This is a genomic window from uncultured Mucilaginibacter sp., from assembly GCF_903913935.1.
GTDB lineage: Bacteria > Bacteroidota > Bacteroidia > Sphingobacteriales > Sphingobacteriaceae > Mucilaginibacter.
The window spans coordinates 14,558-32,397 of the sequence record NZ_CAIWNH010000402.1 but is presented as its reverse complement, the minus strand read 5'-3'; the positions used below and the strand labels follow the sequence as shown (position 1 = coordinate 32,397).

The following is a 17,840-nucleotide window of genomic DNA, read 5'->3' as shown; positions in this document are numbered from 1 at the left end:
CCAATTCCCTGATCAGTTCCACCGAAATATCGTCGGCCAGCAAAGGGCCGAGGTGGAATATTTGGGCATCAACATCCGCCAACTGCTCTATCGTAAAAGGGTCGGCTTTTTGGGTTACCCGCTGGCTGCGCTCATCCTGATTTTCAGCGTAGATGTTTTCGAAGAATACGGTATTGGTGCTGGGCTGAACTTTTACCTCAATACCTTTGGTGCTAAGATCTTCCACATACCTCATTTCCTTTGCCGCCAACGCCGTAACCAATAGGTAGTTTACATCAAACTTACTTAGCGCACACGAGAAATAATACGCCGTACCGCCTGGCATAAACAGCACCGACCGGCTGTTAACCACCTTATCCGAAGTAATATGCCCTACACAACAAATATCGTACATACATTTTTTATAATCGGGCAAGATAGGAATAAGTCGGGAAGTCCGAAAGTCGGTGAAGTCGGGAAGTACCGAAAGAAAAAAACAGCTTATAAGGTTTGACCCTATCGTATTTTCACCCAGTCTGAATATGTCGTTTCTTTAGACACATCTCTCGGGCTTTCAAAATCAAGTTTGTAACCGTCGGGATCAGTAAAGCAAACAACCTACATGTTATTGCCAACAAACGGTTCCTCTATCTTAACACCTTTTGCGGCAAACTCGTGGTACAGGGCAAGAGCGTCTTCCCATTGGAAGCAGATAGAAATACCTTTCCCCTTTGGCCCTTCAGCATCAAACTTCTCCTTGTCACGGGGCTCCTGCAACATCAGCGACACCGCTTCCCGCGTTAACCAGCCCCATTCTATTTTGCCGCGGGGCGTCCACTGGTTAGTGAGGGTAAACCCCAGCTGGTTTACATAAAAGTGCAGGGATGCGTCCATATCTTTTACCATAAAGAAGGGGACGGTGAGGCGGATGCTGGGGGAAGCTTCCATACCAGCGGTTGTTTTGCAGGACTAATTTAGCGATTTAACTAAATTTTCAAAAACTGCTCCGGATTCCTTCTTTTAACTGCGGATTGGAGCTTTAGCGTATGGCAAGGCCAACCCTATCAAGCTTTATCTTAAATTTATGCCCTGTCCCCCGCTTGTGGCTTCGGCCTGTTTGAGTTAACGAACAAAGCCAGATTCAGAAGCGAAGGCCATACCCAAGGGAACAGACCCTGTGGCAATCAAGCGGGTAACAAAAAAGGGCCAGCCTATCAGCTAACCCTTTCAATATTTCAATAAAAACTATTTAATCACTGTATACCGGGTAATCAGTGTACCCCTTTTCATCCGCAGCATAAAACAAATCCATTTTTAAATCAGCAGACAATGGTTTATCACCTTCAAAACGTTCAACCAAATCCGGGTTATTGATAAAAGGACGACCAAACCCTATCATATCACCCAAACCGCTTTGCAAGTCGGCTTCAGCGTGTGCAAGATCATAGCCACCAGCCAGGATAACAGTATTGGTAAAAGTATGGCGGATAGTTTGTTTGATAGCCAAAGGCACCGCAGGCGCACCCATTGCGGAGTGGTCGACCACGTGGATATAGGCGATGCCAATGTTGTTTAGCTGCCTTGCCAGGTACTGGTAAGTCGCGTCGATCTCAGGGTAATGCGGCATATCACTGGCCACGCCGTAAGGCGATAAACGGATGCCGGTTTTATCTGCACCGATAGCGGCGGCCACTTCTGTAGCCACTTCTATCACAAAACGGGCCCGGTTTTCGATGCTGCCACCATAATTATCTTCGCGTACGTTGCTAAACGGCGACAGGAATTGCTCTAACAAGTACCCGTTTGCGCCATGCAGTTCAACACCGTCAAAACCTGCTTCGATAGCGTTTTTTGCAGCGGCAACAAATTCGGCTTTGGTTGATACCAGTTCTTCGGCAGTCATAGCTTTTGGGGTACCCATATCCTGCATTTGCAGGCTGTCGGTCCACATCTTGCCGGCAGCTTTTACAGCTGAGGGACCAAGCAATACTGCTCCTTCTGGCAAATTTGCCGGGTGACCGATACGGCCTGAGTGCATAAACTGGATAACGATCTTTCCGCCTTTGGCATGCACAGCCGAGGTTACTTTTTTCCATCCTTCAACCTGTTCTTTACTAAAAATACCGGGGATGCGGGCATAACCCAAACCATTAGGCGAAGGTGATGTACCTTCGGTAACGATCAGGCCGGCACCGGCGCGCTGGCCATAGTATTCGGCCATCAGGTCATTTGGCACATTGCCAATTGCGCGGCACCTGGTCATAGGCGACATTACTATGCGGTTTTTTACTGCTATACTCCCCACTTTTGTCGGGGTGAATAATTTGTAGGCTTCCATATTTCTTTCTCTTTTTATAGTTTTACTGTTGTGACGCCGTAAAAGTATAACAATTAATTTAGTAAACCCGGTTGACTTTTAAATATGACAGACTTATGAAAGATCTTCGGAAACATTATAAATAGCAGGCGTGCTTTTTTGAGGGATGGGGATGCAAGGAATTCAAAAAATGGCGATCATACTGATAAACAATTGTATATCGGAGCCAAAAAACGACAAACACAAATTTTTTACCAATTTTAAAGTTTTTTTATTGACAATCATCAATCCTTGATCGTTAATCTCTACCCAAAACATTATCTTTTATCGAAATATTTATAATATTTATCTTAATTTGCAATTAAAATTAAAAATTTATTAATTTTTTTAGCAATTTATTCGTTTTTATACAAAAACACTTCATAAATTACGATTTTTAAAAGTAACTGGTTTATTTTATACAATTATTTATGCAGGAATCAGCTTATTTTGACAAATACAGCCCCATTAGCGGGGTGTGGGACGAAATGTATGGCCAAAATGCCCTCGTGCGCGATCATTACCGCAAGGTTATTGAGTACATTTCGGGAGAATCGGCAGATGACCTTAACAAAAAGGAAGAGTTAGCCAAGCGGCTGTTCATGAGCCAGGGCATTACCTTTACCGTTTATAACAGCGGTGAGGGGATCGAAAAGATCTTTCCGTTTGATATCATCCCCCGCATCATTACCGGAGATGAATGGGCCTTTGTGGAGAAAGGTATTAAACAACGCCTTACCGCGCTCAACCTTTTTTTAAAGGATGTTTATAACAACCAGTTCATTATTAAGGATGGCATTGTACCGATAGACATTATTTATTCCTGCCCGCATTTCCTGCGCGAAATGTACCAGCTACAGGTGCCCTATGATATTTATGTTCACATTTCGGGTATCGACCTGATCCGCGATCACGACGGTACGTTTTATGTTTTGGAGGATAACCTGCGCACCCCTTCGGGTGTAAGTTATATGCTGGAGAACCGGGAGATCACCAAACGCCTCTTCCCCGATCTGCTGCCTAAATGCGGTGTTCGAAGCGTAACCGGGTATCCATCCATTTTATATAAAAACTTGCTGGCTTTGTCGCCGCGGCAGATCAACAACCCAACCATTGTACTGTTAACGCCGGGTATATATAATTCAGCCTATTTTGAGCACACCACCCTTGCCCGCCTGATGGGCGTTGAATTGGTTGAGGGCCGCGACCTTGTGGTGAACAACCATAAGGTTTATATGAAAACTACCACCGGCCTGCAACAAGTTGATGTGATCTATCGCCGGGTGGATGATGAATATCTTGATCCACTGGTATTTAACCCCGGCAGTATGCTGGGTGTAGCAGGGCTGATGGGCGCATACCGCAAAGGGAATGTGGCCATTGTTAACGCGATAGGAACCGGAGTAGCCGATGATAAAGCAGTTTATGTATACGTGCCGGATATGATCCGTTATTACCTGAATGAAGAACCGATCCTGAAAAACGTACCCACCCACCAGCTGGGCAACCCGGACGAAAGGGCGCTGGTGTTTAAAAACATCAATAACATGGTGATCAAAAAAACCAATGGCAGCGGCGGGTATGGGATGCTGATGGGCCATGCTGCCACCGAAAAGGAGATTGAAGATTATAAACTGGAAGTTTTGAAAGACCCGCGCAATTTTATCGCGCAGCCAACTATCAGCCTTTCAGCCGCGCCATGTTATATGCAGGGCGAACTAAAGCCTCGCCGTGTCGACCTTAGGCCCTATGCCTTGTACGGCCCTTCGGGGATCGAGATCGTGCCTGGCGGCTTAACCCGCGTGGCATTGAAAGAAGGTTCGCTGGTGGTAAATAGTTCGCAGGGCGGCGGCAGTAAGGATACGTGGGTGCTGGCCTAGGAAGGTGAAAGGTGAAAGCCAAAAGGTTTTTTAAAATAATGAATGTTGAATATCGAATTGTGAAGTGATGAGAGTCAAATCCGACATCGAAAATCCGAAATCCGAAATAAAAAAATAATGTTAAGTAGAGTAGCTGCAAGTTTTTATTGGTTAAGCCGTTACATTGAGCGTAGCGACGGTATGTTGCGTATGCTCAAAATTAATTATGCCTCATCGCAGGATGCAATGCAGGAGTTTACCTGGGAGCCGGTGATCCGGATCTTCGCAGGATCGGGCGAGGAAGAGACTGAAAAACTGGAAAACAACAGCCGTGCCGTGTTGAAATATATGGTGATCGGCAAGGACAATCCTAATTCTATTGTAAATATCATCACTCTTGCCCGCGAAAATGCAAGGGGTGTACAAGAGCATATCCCGAAAGATCTCTGGCAATGTTTAAACGAGTATTACCATACGGTGAAAGAAACACGGCTGGAGCGGGCCTTACAACGCGAGGACCCTATAGGAACGCTGGATGTATTGATCAAACAGGTAATGCTTTACTATGGCACCGCTGAGATCACCATGGAACGCGGCGAGGGCCGCAGCTTTATGAATATTGGCAAATATTTGGAACGGGCGATTCAATCCGTGGACATCCTCGATACAAAATTTGGCTCTATTGATGACAATCCCGACCTGCTGACTGACACCAGTTACTGGAAACACCTGCTGCAATCTTTAGGCGGTTATGAACTATATCTTAAAACATACCGTGAAGGCTTTGAATCCTCGAACATTTTGGAACAAGTGGTTTTAAATAATGATTTTCCGCGATCAGTGATCTATTCGGTAAACAATATCCAGCGTTATTTTGACAGGCTGAAAGACGATAGCAACCTGGAGGATTACCGCGAAATGTCGTTCCAGATAGGCCGCCTGCAAAGCCGCATCAAATACAGCTCGGTACGCACCATTGAGGAAGAAGGCCTGCACCTGTTTTTAACGCAGATAAGGAAAGAACTTTATGGAATAGGAAATTCTTTAAACGAACATTACTTTGCAAATTCATAGGGAAAATCCGGAAAGTCAGAAAAGTCAGAAAGACGAACCAATCGGTGAAATCAAAAAACAATCGGTGAAATCCGTAATAAACAATTCACTAATTCACTAATTCACACCTACAGAAATGCCCGAATTTGAGATCCAGCATATTACCCGCTATATTTACGAAAGCCCTGTACGCGACAGTGCCAACCAGATCATCCTGTTTCCGATTAAGGACGCATACCAGGAAGTGATCAAACAGGAAATTACCATCACCGGCAACCCGCACGTGGATACGCATATTGATTATTATGGCAACGAAGTGGGCAGTTTTACTTACAGCGAACCACATATGGCGCTGGTCATCAATGCAAAAATATGGGTGGCAACCAAACACCGCGAACTGCCGGTTAACGATATTTTCCCCGACCAGCAATGGGAAGACCTGAAACGGTTGCAATTTGTAGTACCGTATATTGATTTTTTAAAACAGGAATATTTTGTCGGGCTTGATGAATTGCGTGCAATTGTTGACCACGAGAAACTAAACGAATACGCACCCTACCAGGTAGTATTACGCTTTTGCGAGTATGTTTATCAAAACTTTGAATATATAAAAGGCGTAACTACCGTTGATACCACGCTGGACGAAATTTGGAAGTTAAAAGCCGGCGTATGCCAGGATTTTGCGCACATCCTGATGGAAATGCTGCGCATGGTGCATATCCCTGCCCGTTACGTAAGTGGCTATATCTGCACCAGCAAAAGTACAGGTTTACGGGGTATTGGTGCTACCCACGCCTGGGCCGAAGCCTATATCCCGGACTATGGCTGGCTGGGTATCGACCCCACCAATAACTGCATTGCCAATGAAACGCATGTACGCCTGGCCGTTGGCCGTAATTTTTCAGATTGTTCGCCGGTTAAAGGAGTATACAAAGGGTCATCAAACCATAAGCTGGAGGTTGCAGTATCAGTAGACGATGAAAATGTATTAAGTAATTCCGAGATCCAGATCAACGAAGCCCATATCACCAGCATCATTTCTGAAACGCCTAAAAACAGTTATCAACGCTATATGGAGATCATGCAACAGCAGCAACAACAGCAGCAGTAGGTTGATAGAGTTGATTGGGGTGATTGAGTTGGATTAAGTTGATTGGGTTGAAAAACATCCATGGACTATGGTCTATCGATTTCTTCCTTCTCCCCTGACGCTGCCCAAAAAACCAGGTAACCTTTTTTTCCTTTGCTGATCTTTATCCCGGTAAGCTTCCTATTGTGATCAGGGATTAATTTAAGCAGGTCGATATTATGATGATCTTTCTCGGTCATTTGGTTGTCTGGTCCCCATTTAGCCAGGTTATGCGCCAGGTAACAAACGTTTTGATCGCCTGGTAGTATGTCCTGGTAATAATCGGGCAACAGGATATTTTTAACTACGCCGCCATCTGTATAAATCAGCGTAATTTTCAGGAACGACGCGCCTTCGGCACTTGTCAGCGCCAGGAAAATGGCTTTGTATTTTGCCTTTGGAACCGAAAATTGGGCGGCACCAATGCCCGCGATGCTGCACGCCTGGTTGTCAGTGCTATATTCGCTTGAATAATGGAGTTGTATTGCGGGATGGAAATGATTTGCAGAGAACAGCGCGTCATCGGGGAGCGCATGTGCGGTGTCTTGTTTGTTAAACAATGCCGCGGATTTTGTGCAATAACCATCAGCCTGCCCTCCGCCGTCAATGCCGATCGTCCAGCCGATTAAGCTGTTGTCTACAAATGTAGTTATAGGGTTTGCGTTCAAAACAGGGGAAATGTCAAATTGGATTACTTTATTATTTCGCTGCGCAAAGGTGCTTGTCACAAAACCAAAAAACAGAATGGTTAAAAAGATAAAAACAATTTTCATTTACGTTTGACAATTTTTCAAAATCACTGTTGTACAACTGCTATTCCGGTTAATGACCCAATATATTTAAACGATACCGGTCTGCTGTTTTGCCAGTAAGTAGGAATAGGCTTATTCCCCTTGGATGTATAGCCAGCTGTATAAACATCACTTCCATTTATTGTGATTGAAAACGCTACTGCATTTGATGTCCCGTCTGATAGTGGGGCGGCTGTCCCATTTTTCCATAGCGTTGCAACAAAAAAATTATTTGCATTATTAACCTGGCCAGCAATGTAAACATCGTTGCCACTTAAAGCGATGGCCCATGGATTAGCCCCCTGTCCGCCTGTGAGCGGCATTGCCGTGCCATTTTTCCAATATTCACCCTGGTCGTCATAACCAACCATATATACGTCATTACCCGAAACAGCTATACCATCTGCAAAGCCATTGATAAACCCCGGTAACGGATTGGGTAAAATTGTCGCAACTCCGTTTTTCCAATAGGTTGTCAAATTCACATAGCCCCCCGTAACCCCGTTTAAATGTGTCGAGCTTCCAGCAGCATAAACGTCCCCGCCATTTATCGTAATCGCTTGTGCAACCGTGCCGGTGAGATAAACAGGCATGTTGTTTTTCCAATAAGCTGCTGAAATTACCCCAACGTTGTTAGTGGCATATCCCGCCACATAAATATCACTCCCGTTTATCGTAACAGCTGTAGCCTCCGCACTTTCGGCGCCATTTGTGAGTTTCGTGGGAACACCGTTCTTCCAGACCGTAGCAATAAAATTACCGGTTGCTGAAATTGCAGCTCCGGACACATAAACATCCTGACCATTAAGCGCGATTCCGGTTGCGATAGAAAATACAGTGCTATCACCAATCACTGTAATTACACCATTTTTCCAATAAGCAGCAACGTTATTGTTATTTAACGCTGTTATATATCCCGAAACATAAACATCCGCCGCTTTTTTTGGCACGGGGTTACTGCTTTTTTTACAGCCAGTTCCTGCAAAAAAAACGAAGACAGATAAAAAGACGCACAATTCAAATCTGAAGGATATTGTAAAAGGATTCGTTAATTTTAAATTCATGATTTGTCTGCAATTTAAATAAAAATTACATTGTTTAATTTATGGTGTCGAACGTTTAGTGTATCAATTTAAAAAACAGAAGGTTAACGAACTAATTGCGGTCACTTAGGCACCACCACAATAGCGTTGGCCCAACCGCCTTTTGAACCCGCAGCGTTGAGTTTAACAGCAGTACCGTTTTTCCAGTAATAAGCAGTGGTATTGTTGTTAAAAATATTGTCGAATGTAGAGCCGGCTATGTACACATCGGGGCCATTTAAAGCAATGGCTTTTGCCATACTATGTAGGGGGGCCACTGATGTGAGGTAAGTTGGCAAATTATTCTTCCATAAAGTGGCCACATTTAAATTGTTATGGGTAGTAGCGCCAACTACAAATACATCCAAACCGCTGGTTGCAATGCCATAATTATAACTCCCGTCTATCGTGGCATTGCCCAACTGCGTAGGCGTGCCGTTTTTCCAGTACGTTGCCATATACCCTTTGGCGCTTCCTGCCACGTCGACTTCCGAACCGGATGAGGCGATGGCAAATGCAAAAGAGGATAAAGAGGTATCGGCAGGCTGAACGGTAACCGGCGAGCCGCCGTTTTTCCAATAGGTACCCCGGATGTGGGCATAATCACCAGCGTTGGTTTCCCCGGCCATATAAACATCCGAACCATTTAGCGTTATGGCAGTAAGGTATGAGCCGCTCATGGGCGAAGGCAGTAAATGCCCCACCCCATTTTTCCAGTATATGGCCGAATCCAGGTTACTACCTGAGCCGGCAACAAAACCACCAACGTATACATCGCTTCCCTGCACAGTAACACAACTGGCCTGCGAATAATCTCTTCCGTAATAAAGCATTTGAGGCACACCATTTTTCCATAATACCCCCGGGTACCTGAAGAATCCCCCGGGGCCAGGCCCGCTACATAAACATCATTGCCCTGTACCGCAATACCATAAGCCACAGAAACATCTGCGCTATCTGTTGTTAATCGGGTTAGCGCACCATTTTTCCAATACGCCGCCACGCTGTTTCCGTTTTGGGCCACCACGTAACCGGCAACATACACATCGGTAGTGGTGTCAGTAATAGTTGCTGCTTTTATGGTTGGATGAACAAGCTGCGTTTTTTTACAGGCGGCTAAACAAACTACCACGTAGCCCATGATAAGGATTAAGGATTTAGCTTTCATTACTGGTGAATTTAAGTTTATTAAAAGCATTACGCCATCAATTAACACAACGCTACACACGATAAAAAAAACCTGAAAATCAACCGCTTAGGCGCAAATCAGCCAAACGTTAAACAAATGTAAACAGAATAATTTTGATATACCCGGGATGCCTTTTCCGGGTTTACTATTAGCGGATAACGGTACACTTTACTAAATTTAATACCTTTACCGCCATTATGCAGGGACTTATCATTAAATCAACCGGAAGCTGGTACAGCGTTCTTTCAAACGACGGCCACAGAACGGACTGCCGCATTAAAGGGATCTTCCGTACTAAAGGCATCACCACCACCAACCCGCTGGCAGTGGGTGATGTGGTTGATTTTGAAATGGAGCCCGATCAGGAAACCGGCGTGATAGTAACCCTGCATCCCCGCAAAAATTATATCATCCGCAAATCCATCAACCTGAGCAAACAGGGGCAGATCATTGCCGCCAACCTGGACCAGGCCCTGCTGGTGGTTACCCTTGCTTCACCGCGTACTTCTTTAGGTTTTATTGACCGCTTCCTGGTCACCGCTGAAGCATACAGCATCCCGGCGAAGCTGGTGTTTAACAAGGTCGATCTTTTCAGCGATGAAGGCCTGGAAGTTTTAGCAGACTATAAATCTATTTACGAAAATATAGGCTATCCCTGCTATGAAGTATCTGCCCTGGAGGGAACCAATATCAGCCAGGTAAAGGCATTGCTGAAAGATAAAGTAACGTTATTTTCTGGCCACTCTGGCGTGGGTAAATCAAGTTTGATCAACGCCCTCCTCCCCGACCTCGACCTGCGCACTAACCAGGTATCCGACTGGAGCGACAAGGGTATGCATACCACCACCTTTGCCGAAATGTTTGAACTGCCCGAAGGTGGATTCATTATTGATACCCCCGGCATCCGAGAACTGGGTGTCATCGACATAGAAAAACAGGAGCTGAGCCACTTCTTCCCCGAAATGCGCGACCGTATGCACCAGTGCCGGTTTCACAACTGCCGCCACATTAATGAGCCCGGCTGCGCCGTATTAAAAGCTTTGGAAAACGGAGAGATAGAACTATCACGGTATGAAAGCTACTTAAGTATTTATAATGGGAATGATACGAGAGCGTGAGCGGATTTCGGAAGTCGGATTTTCGTCCTGATAGCTATCGGGATCGGAATTTAATGGTTTATCTTTTTAATATAATGTCAAGGAAACCGTCTATATCAATAACATTTACTTTAGGAAAGGGAACAGCGTTAAGAATATTAAAATGCTGATCATTAGTAACAATAAAATCAGCGCCGCCTACAACCGCTGCATCCACATACTTGTTGTCGTCCGGATCTTTGCCAATTAAGTTCCACTCAAAATAAACTTCAACTTTTTTAAGGTTATCGAGACTCAATAGCATTTCCGCAATATTATTAGCCACAGTAGCATTGGCTTTTCTTTCAATAACTTCGGTATATTCGGATAAAATGTCATTACTAAGCACCAATTCAAAATCCCCTTCAATCAGCGCGTTAATAATTGGCCTGTAAATAGATTTGGGTGCGATGGAAACCGGGAGAGCATTGGTATCCAATACTGCTATCATAAATTATTTCTTTCTTAAATTTTCATTGGCCCAATCTTTCATCACATCATTATTCCAGTTATTTTCCTCCCATAACTTATCCATTTCAGCGGTCGCGGTATCAGCAAAATATTTTGCAAGCATATTTTTAATTTCAACTAATTGCTTTTCCGGCAAATTATATTGAAATAATTTGAGCAGCTCAATTTGCACATTAGTGAGTTTTCCAACAGCTTCCATTTTGTAAATTTAGTTTTATTGTAATCTTATATACAAATATGCCGATATATTCTTTAAGTTGATTTTTACAAAAAGCTAAGATCGAACACGAACTTATCCGATTATTTACAAGACCTGGCACCTGCAAAAATCAAAAGCGGAAACGGCTTTCGTAATAGAAGTTATTTGAGTATTTATCATGGGAATGATACGAGAGCGTGACGGGATTTCGGAAGTCGGATGTTCGATTTCGGATTTTTTTAGTGACATGATTTATACAAGTTCGAGCATATTTCTAAAAAAACCGTAAATTGTCAGATGGAATTATTTGCAAGATTTTCTTATACTTATCCGGCCGGGAATCCTGGTATAAAAGATGACGATGGAATTAACGAAATACTAAATAAGAAACTGATTGATTTTTTAAAGGCACATTCTATAAAAGAATATAGAATACTTAACGGGCAAACAACATATCTACCGAAGCCGTCATTTAGCTCGGGTACTGAAAGTGTACTATGCACAATATATATTGCTTATGAAGATTATTCTGATAAATAGAAATTAAGTGCCGGTTCCTTAGTCAATTGAGGATTTAGCCAAAGCCTGCAACTTCTTCATTGCTTCGTCGGCAGTAATAGGAGTAATTTTCCCTGAATGATATTCTCTTAACGATATTTTAGCGCTGCGGGCGATGTCATCCCTGCGGGCTTCAATTTGTCTTTTTTTGCAATATTTCCAACAGCATTTCCCTGGATGCATAGTCCAGTTTCATGATGTCCTCCAAAGTTGAGCTGATAGTTACCATACTTTTCACTTTTTCTATTACAAAAATACATAATTATCAATCAAAAACTAAACGCCATCGTCTACCCCAGCTCCACTTTGAAATCATGCAGCAGATCGTCCAGGTCTTCAATACCAATGGATAAACTATAAGCGATTACTGAATGTTATTTTGGAACCAAAACTAAAGACGATATCGCGGAGTTTGAACTATTGTCTGTTGTTATTTGCTGTGCCACACCATTTTTCCATACCACTGCGCCATAGTGATTATGACCCGCAATATACAGGTCGTTCCCATCGAATCCCATGGCTGTACAATATGAATTTAATGACCCGTCGCCCAATTTGCTGAGGACCCCATTTTTCCACAAAACGGCTGTTGATACCCCTGAAGCGTCGCTAACTGTGCCGGCGACGTACACATTGGTCCCCTGCACTGCGATAGCTGCCGAAAATGTATCAGATTTTATATCACCCAATTTATATTCCACACCATTCTTCCAGTATACTGCGACATTAAAACCAGTCACCTTGTCCACGCCATACCCGGCGACATATATGTCTGCGCCGCTCGCGCAAATACTGGATGCTATTGAAGTAGTAAAGTCACCCAAAGGAAGTTTGGTTTCGATACCGTTTTTCCAGTATATGGCATTTTCATCCGGTGTTCCTGAATCAGAAGTTGTATAGCCAGTTATATAAATATCACTGCCATTAACTGAAATACCCTGTGGGTAGACATTTTCATTGCCGATACTTGACAAATCTTGTTCCACCCCATTTTTCCATAATATTCCCTTTGTGCTTCCCGGAACAAATTTATAACCTGCTATATAAACATCATTCCCCAGCATTACCATTCCTCGGGAAGTAGCGAATTGCGAACTATCGCTGATATCGGTTAATATGCCGTTTTTCCAAAGTACTACAACGACATTACTATTAGTAGCAGCCCTGATCCCAGCCACGTATACATCTTTCCCGGATACTGCAATAGATAAACCGTCGGTTTCGGCACTGGATAATACCGTTGCAGCGCCATTTTTCCAATAAGTAGCCGTCTGTTTATTTGTTGGTCCATTAATCGCACCTGTGAGGTATATATCAGGCGCATGATTATTGGGTAAAGTTGTGGTATCAGTAGTTTTTGGACCGCTGTCAGATTTATTCGATGGGCTTTTTGAGCAAGATGTTATTAAAATAATAATTATCGCTGCAAGGCATAGGACGTATTTTATATTCATCAACTAAATAAGATTTAAGATGATGTAAATATAAACAAATTCGGTATTCAACCAGGAATATTATGAAATTTACGCTCAAAATACTTCTTCCTGCCTTGCGGCCCCTATCCCAGCGCCACCTTAAAATCATGCAGCAGATCATCCAGATCTTCAATACCGATAGATAACCTGATCATGGATTCAGATATGCCCATTTCGGCCCTTTTTTCGCGGCCGAGTTCGTTAAAAATGGTATGTGCCACGGGGATAGCCAACGTACGGGTATCGCCCAGGTTGCTCGATTTTACCACCAGTTTCAGCTTATTTAAAAACTCGAAACAGTCGACGCTCTCATCCAGCTCGATGCTCATGAGTCCACCGTATTTTAAAAACAGGCGGCTTGCCAATTTATGCTGAGGGTGCGATTCAAGCCCAGGATAAAATACTTTTTTGATCATCGGGTGGCCTTCAAAAAAGGTAGCCAGGGCAAAAGCGTTATTACAGGCCCTTTCAAGGCGCAATGCCAGCGTCTCGGAGCCAACTGAGATAGAATGTGCCGCTTCGGGCGATAAGGTGCCACCGGCATCCCTCAATCCTTTTTTCCTGATCTGGGTAATACCAAACACTTCGGGTTTTACCTGCGTTTTAAAGCCGGGGAATATATTCGGATAGTTCTCCCAATTAAACAGGCCGGTATCCGTTACGCTGCCGCCCAGGGCATTGCCATGGCCGCCAATATATTTGGTCAGCGAGTTCATTACCAAACTTGCTTTAACTTTCTTTGGATTGAACAGGTAAGGCGAGGTCATGGTATTATCTACCATGTAAATAATACCTTTTTCGGCACACAGGTCGCCTATTTTTTCGAGATCGGCAATTTGCGTTGCCGGGTTGGCAATGGTTTCAACAAAAAGCAGGCGGGTATTCGGTTGTACCGCTTTTTTCACCTCATCAATAGAGGTAGCATCAACAAATGTAAAATCGAGCCCTAAATCAATAAACGACTGGAACACACTGCGGGTATTGCCAAATAAATACGAACTGGCCACAATATGATCCCCTTTTTTGATCAGCGCCAAAATGGTTGATGTAATGGCGGCCATCCCTGTAGAAAACGTGATGGTAGCCATGCCATTTTCCATGGCGGTTATTTTTGTTTCCAGCGCGGAAGCTGTGGGGCTACCCTGGCGACTGTAAGCGTATCCTTTTTTCTTATTCTGAAAAATATCCACCAGGTCCTGCACATCGTCGTAACCAAAGGTTACGGAGGTATGGATCGGTTTATGCAGCGCGCCGTGTTCGGGTTTGCCTAAACGGTCGGAATGTAATATGGTAGTTGTAAAACCCTTCTTATGAGTCATAATGGCCGCGAATTTCACGAATTATTACGAATTTGACGAATCGAACCGGTATTATTTTTTACGAACCGATTCAAATAGACCAAATAAGTCATATTCTTTTCTCTAATTCGTGTAATTCGAATACATTCGTGACAATTAGTATTAATCACTATGCGAGCAGTAATACAGCGTGTTTCAGAAGCCAGTTGCACGGTTGAAAACAAAATAACAGGCGCCATAACTACCGGATTTTTGGTGTTGCTTGGTATTGAAGATGCAGATACCGAAGACGACCTCCAATGGCTGGCGCAAAAAATTTCCAATCTCCGCGTTTTCGGCGATGAGAACGGGCTGATGAATAAGGCATTGGCCGATATAAACGGCGGTATCCTGCTGATCTCCCAGTTCACCCTCTTCGCCCAAACCAAAAAAGGGAACAGGCCTTCGTTTATCAGAGCCGCACGTCCGGAGAAGGCGATCCCGGTTTATGAAAAGATGATCAAAGTGCTGGAAGAATTAACAAGCAAAAAAATTGAAACAGGGATTTTTGGGGCCGATATGAAGATCGCTTTGGTAAATGATGGACCGGTCACAATAATAATAGACACGAAAAGTCGCGAATGAGTTCGAATTTCACGAATTGAGTTGACACTAATTCCACGAATTAAATCTAATTGAACGAATTGATGGTCTTTAAATTTGTTTAATTCGCATACATTCGTGTAATTAGTGTCTATTTATGGCTGATATATTATTTAAAGACGAATCATTCAAAATTATTGGAGCTTGTTTTGAAGTGCATAAAGTATTAGGTCATGGATTTAAAGAGACTGTTTACAAAGACGCACTCGAACTTGAATTAATTAAATTAGAAATTCCTTTTATAAGAGAAAAGCCTTACACTATAACCTACAAGGGGCATAAACTTAAACACTTCTTCGTTGCTGATTTTGTTGTTTATGAAAATATCATTCTCGAAATAAAAATCGGCAACTACATTGGTGAACCATATCTTAAACGAACTCTTAATTATCTTAAAGCCTCAGGGCTTCGATTAGGCATTGTCGTAAACTTTGGAACCCCTTCGTTAGAATATCAAAGGGTATTATTTTAAATAGTCATCAACTTTACAAGTTTTTTAGTTAAACTGCCATCGATAATACCAAAACCTCTCAATTCGTGCAATTCGAATAAATTCGTGTAATTAGTGTTTATTTATTCAATTCGTGTCTATCAATTCAATTCGTGTAATTCGCAACAATTCGAAAAATTAGTGTAAATATAATTATGGAAATTAAAGAAGCGCAGCATCTTGTAGATAAATGGATAAACACGATGGGTATCCGATATTTTAATGAACTCACCAACACCGCCATTTTAATGGAAGAAGTTGGCGAAGTGGCCCGCATAATGGCAAGGCAATATGGCGAGCAATCATTCAAAAAATCGGATACTGAAGTTAACCTGGCGGATGAAATGGCCGATGTGCTTTTTGTACTCATCTGCCTGGCCAACCAAACCGGTGTTGACCTGACCGATGCCCTGGAAAAGAACATGGAGAAAAAAAGTATCCGTGACGCTGACCGGCATCGGAATAACGAGAAACTCAAACCATAAAAATATGAAAAAGCTGATCTATGCCGCCGCACTAATGATTGCCGTTGCCGGTTGCAATAACAACGAAGGAAAAGAAAAGGCAAAAGTGATGAATATGGCCTTAAGGGCCCCGGCTGAAAAAGATTACGACGTTAGTAAGGATAAAGCTGTCGCACAGGGACCAGTTGAGGAGACAGTTAGCCGCAAGATCATAAAAGAGGGGGAAATCAGTTTTGAAACGAAAAATATTGCCGAGACGCGCAAGTCCATTTATAATTCGGTACAAAAGTTGGGCGGATATATCGCCGGAGAAGTTGAATCGAATGATAGCGTTAATACCCGGAATGAATGCCTTTTGAAGATCCGGATCCCTGAAAAAAATTTCGATCTGTTTTTAACCAATGTTTCTTCAAATGCAACAAGGGTTGATTCAAAAAACATCCGCGCAAGGGATGTCACCAGCGAGTATATCGACATCACCACCCACCTCGCCAATAAAAAGAAACTGGAAGACCGTTATGTCGATCTGTTAAAAAAGGGCAATAAAATGTCTGACCTGCTGCAAATTGAAAATAAAATTTCGGAAATTGAAACGTCCATCGATTCAACCCAGGCACAGCTTAATTATTTAACCAAACAGGTGGAATACAGCTCATTGGATATTACTTTTTATACCAAACAAATCGTAAAAAATGATGACCGGACTTTCGGTTCAAAATTCACCAACGCAATTTCAAGCGGCTGGGCCGATTTGGGCGCATTCTTTTTTGGCTGTTTAGCAGTTTGGCCATTATGGATAATTGGCGTTATCCTATACTTCGTCATAAAAGGCTGGTTGAAAAGTCACCCGCTGAAAAAGGCCGAAGCAGTAACTAAGTGATTTAATGAGTGGCGGTAGCAGTTGAAAGTGGCAGTTTAACGATGGCTTTATAACTGTCCCCAATTACTGCCGCTGCAACTTAATTAACCTTTCGCCATCCAAAACCGGTATCGCCGTGATCAAATCAACCTGCAAACAAAATTCAATATCTTTTTCAATGCCTAATTTTTTAAGGCGCTCGCTGTGCGATGTTTTTTTGAGGTATTCGTTCAGGTCATGTTTGCCCAACTGGTAAAGGTCATTAGCGGCAATGGCGGCATCATCCGGTTTAAAATCGCCTGTTTTTAATTGCTCCACAGCAGCGCCGGCAAACAGGGTATCTTCCAGATTGAAATTATTTTTCCATCCGGCGCATACCAGCAAAACGTTTTCGTTTTGCAGTTTCAGCCAGTCGCAAAGCGATGTCAGGTTTAAAAATGAGCCGATCACGATTTTTTTGGCAGCGCGGCTAAGATGCAAAGCATGCGTACCGTTGGTAGTAGTTAACACAACCATTTTGCCGGCCACTTTTTCTTTTGTGTAGGAGAATGGTGAATTGCCAAAATCAAAACCTTCAACTACTTTGCCATCACGTTCGGCGGCCAGTAAATAGTCGAGCCCCTTTTCACGGTAGGCGGCACATTCTTCCACCAAGGATACCGGGATGATCGCTTCGGCGCCATTTTCAATACCATAACAGATGGATGAGGTAGCTCTGAAAATATCGACGATCACTACGATATAATCCTCAACATTATACAGGGGGATCAGGGCCGGGGAAAGGCAGACGTTTAGCTTGGTCATTGAGTC

The 17,840-nt window shown here is 43.3% G+C and carries 19 protein-coding genes and 1 pseudogene; 8 read left to right on the top strand and 12 right to left on the bottom strand.

The features are described from left to right. The 3 genes and pseudogenes from QZY09_RS16285 to QZY09_RS16275 all read right to left on the bottom strand — a co-directional run. Positions 1-394: pseudogene (locus QZY09_RS16285) on the bottom strand (ribokinase); the annotation flags it as partial. A gap of 203 nt (positions 395-597) precedes the next feature. Further along, entirely contained in the window at positions 598-927 is a 330-nt protein-coding gene (locus QZY09_RS16280) for a glyoxalase/bleomycin resistance/extradiol dioxygenase family protein (protein ID WP_295674067.1), read from the bottom strand. A gap of 301 nt (positions 928-1,228) precedes the next feature. Then, positions 1,229-2,317 carry an alkene reductase gene (locus tag QZY09_RS16275; RefSeq protein ID WP_295674066.1) on the bottom strand — a complete coding sequence of 363 codons (1,089 nt, stop codon included), beginning with the start codon at positions 2,315-2,317 and terminating at the stop codon, positions 1,229-1,231. Positions 2,318-2,766: 449 nt separating this feature from the next. Between QZY09_RS16275 and QZY09_RS16270 the strand changes: the two genes are divergently transcribed. From QZY09_RS16270 to QZY09_RS16260, 3 genes are all read left to right on the top strand, one after another. After that, positions 2,767-4,215: a circularly permuted type 2 ATP-grasp protein gene (locus tag QZY09_RS16270; RefSeq protein ID WP_295674065.1), complete on the top strand. Its 1,449-nt coding sequence runs from the start codon at positions 2,767-2,769 to the stop codon at positions 4,213-4,215. 117 nt (positions 4,216-4,332) lie between these two features. Further along, the gene (locus tag QZY09_RS16265) at positions 4,333-5,268 is read left to right on the top strand and encodes an alpha-E domain-containing protein (RefSeq protein WP_295674064.1); all 936 of its coding nucleotides are present in this window, start codon (positions 4,333-4,335) and stop codon (positions 5,266-5,268) included. Between the two features lie 115 nt (positions 5,269-5,383). Further along, the gene (locus QZY09_RS16260; protein WP_295674062.1) at positions 5,384-6,358 is read left to right on the top strand and encodes a transglutaminase family protein; all 975 of its coding nucleotides are present in this window, start codon (positions 5,384-5,386) and stop codon (positions 6,356-6,358) included. A 65-nt stretch (positions 6,359-6,423) separates the two neighbouring features. Here QZY09_RS16260 and QZY09_RS16255 read toward each other — a convergent pair whose 3' ends face one another. The 4 genes from QZY09_RS16255 to QZY09_RS16240 all read right to left on the bottom strand — a co-directional run bounded on the left by QZY09_RS16255 (position 6,424) and on the right by QZY09_RS16240 (position 9,417). Beyond that, positions 6,424-7,149 (bottom strand): hypothetical protein, encoded by a 726-nt coding sequence (locus tag QZY09_RS16255; RefSeq protein WP_295674060.1) that lies wholly within the window; start codon positions 7,147-7,149, stop codon positions 6,424-6,426. Positions 7,150-7,172: 23 nt separating this feature from the next. Then, positions 7,173-8,117 (bottom strand): hypothetical protein, encoded by a 945-nt coding sequence (locus QZY09_RS16250; RefSeq protein ID WP_295674058.1) that lies wholly within the window; start codon positions 8,115-8,117, stop codon positions 7,173-7,175. Between the two features lie 215 nt (positions 8,118-8,332). After that, positions 8,333-8,929, bottom strand: a complete 597-nt coding sequence (locus tag QZY09_RS16245) for a hypothetical protein (RefSeq protein ID WP_295674056.1) — start codon at positions 8,927-8,929, stop codon at positions 8,333-8,335. Beyond that, positions 8,926-9,417: a hypothetical protein gene (locus QZY09_RS16240; protein ID WP_295674055.1), complete on the bottom strand. Its 492-nt coding sequence runs from the start codon at positions 9,415-9,417 to the stop codon at positions 8,926-8,928. Before QZY09_RS16240 ends, QZY09_RS16245 begins: the two co-directional genes overlap by 4 nt. 218 nt (positions 9,418-9,635) lie before the next feature. On the opposite strand from QZY09_RS16240, the gene rsgA reads away from it, so the two are divergent. Next, positions 9,636-10,556, top strand: coding sequence for a ribosome small subunit-dependent GTPase A (rsgA, locus tag QZY09_RS16235; RefSeq protein ID WP_295674054.1), 921 nt, complete (start codon positions 9,636-9,638; stop codon positions 10,554-10,556). Between the two features lie 58 nt (positions 10,557-10,614). Here rsgA and QZY09_RS16230 read toward each other — a convergent pair whose 3' ends face one another. The 4 genes from QZY09_RS16230 to QZY09_RS16215 form a co-directional block, all read right to left on the bottom strand. Then, on the bottom strand, positions 10,615-11,025 hold the full coding sequence (locus QZY09_RS16230; RefSeq protein ID WP_295674053.1) for a putative toxin-antitoxin system toxin component, PIN family: 411 nt from the start codon (positions 11,023-11,025) through the stop codon (positions 10,615-10,617). Between the two features lie 3 nt (positions 11,026-11,028). Next, complete coding sequence (locus QZY09_RS16225) at positions 11,029-11,244, bottom strand: hypothetical protein (protein ID WP_295674051.1); 216 nt, start codon at positions 11,242-11,244, stop codon at positions 11,029-11,031. Positions 11,245-12,176: 932 nt separating this feature from the next. Continuing rightward, complete coding sequence (locus QZY09_RS16220; protein ID WP_295674050.1) at positions 12,177-13,256, bottom strand: hypothetical protein; 1,080 nt, start codon at positions 13,254-13,256, stop codon at positions 12,177-12,179. Between the two features lie 104 nt (positions 13,257-13,360). Then, the gene (locus QZY09_RS16215) at positions 13,361-14,596 is read right to left on the bottom strand and encodes a cystathionine gamma-synthase family protein (protein ID WP_295674049.1); all 1,236 of its coding nucleotides are present in this window, start codon (positions 14,594-14,596) and stop codon (positions 13,361-13,363) included. A 150-nt stretch (positions 14,597-14,746) separates the two neighbouring features. Between QZY09_RS16215 and dtd the strand changes: the two genes are divergently transcribed. The 4 genes from dtd to QZY09_RS16195 all read left to right on the top strand — a co-directional run bounded on the left by dtd (position 14,747) and on the right by QZY09_RS16195 (position 17,051). Further along, the gene (gene dtd / locus QZY09_RS16210) at positions 14,747-15,199 is read left to right on the top strand and encodes a D-aminoacyl-tRNA deacylase (protein ID WP_295674047.1); all 453 of its coding nucleotides are present in this window, start codon (positions 14,747-14,749) and stop codon (positions 15,197-15,199) included. Positions 15,200-15,314: 115 nt separating this feature from the next. Further along, the gene (locus QZY09_RS16205) at positions 15,315-15,689 is read left to right on the top strand and encodes a GxxExxY protein (RefSeq protein WP_295674046.1); all 375 of its coding nucleotides are present in this window, start codon (positions 15,315-15,317) and stop codon (positions 15,687-15,689) included. A 173-nt stretch (positions 15,690-15,862) separates the two neighbouring features. Further along, positions 15,863-16,192 carry a nucleotide pyrophosphohydrolase gene (locus QZY09_RS16200; protein ID WP_295674045.1) on the top strand — a complete coding sequence of 110 codons (330 nt, stop codon included), beginning with the start codon at positions 15,863-15,865 and terminating at the stop codon, positions 16,190-16,192. A gap of 4 nt (positions 16,193-16,196) precedes the next feature. Further along, a complete protein-coding gene (locus QZY09_RS16195; RefSeq protein ID WP_295674043.1) occupies positions 16,197-17,051 on the top strand; it encodes a DUF4349 domain-containing protein in 855 nt (284 codons plus the stop codon). 63 nt (positions 17,052-17,114) lie between these two features. Here QZY09_RS16195 and QZY09_RS16190 read toward each other — a convergent pair whose 3' ends face one another. Continuing rightward, positions 17,115-17,834, bottom strand: coding sequence for a 2-phosphosulfolactate phosphatase (locus tag QZY09_RS16190; RefSeq protein ID WP_295674041.1), 720 nt, complete (start codon positions 17,832-17,834; stop codon positions 17,115-17,117). Positions 17,835-17,840: the final 6 nt, after the last annotated feature.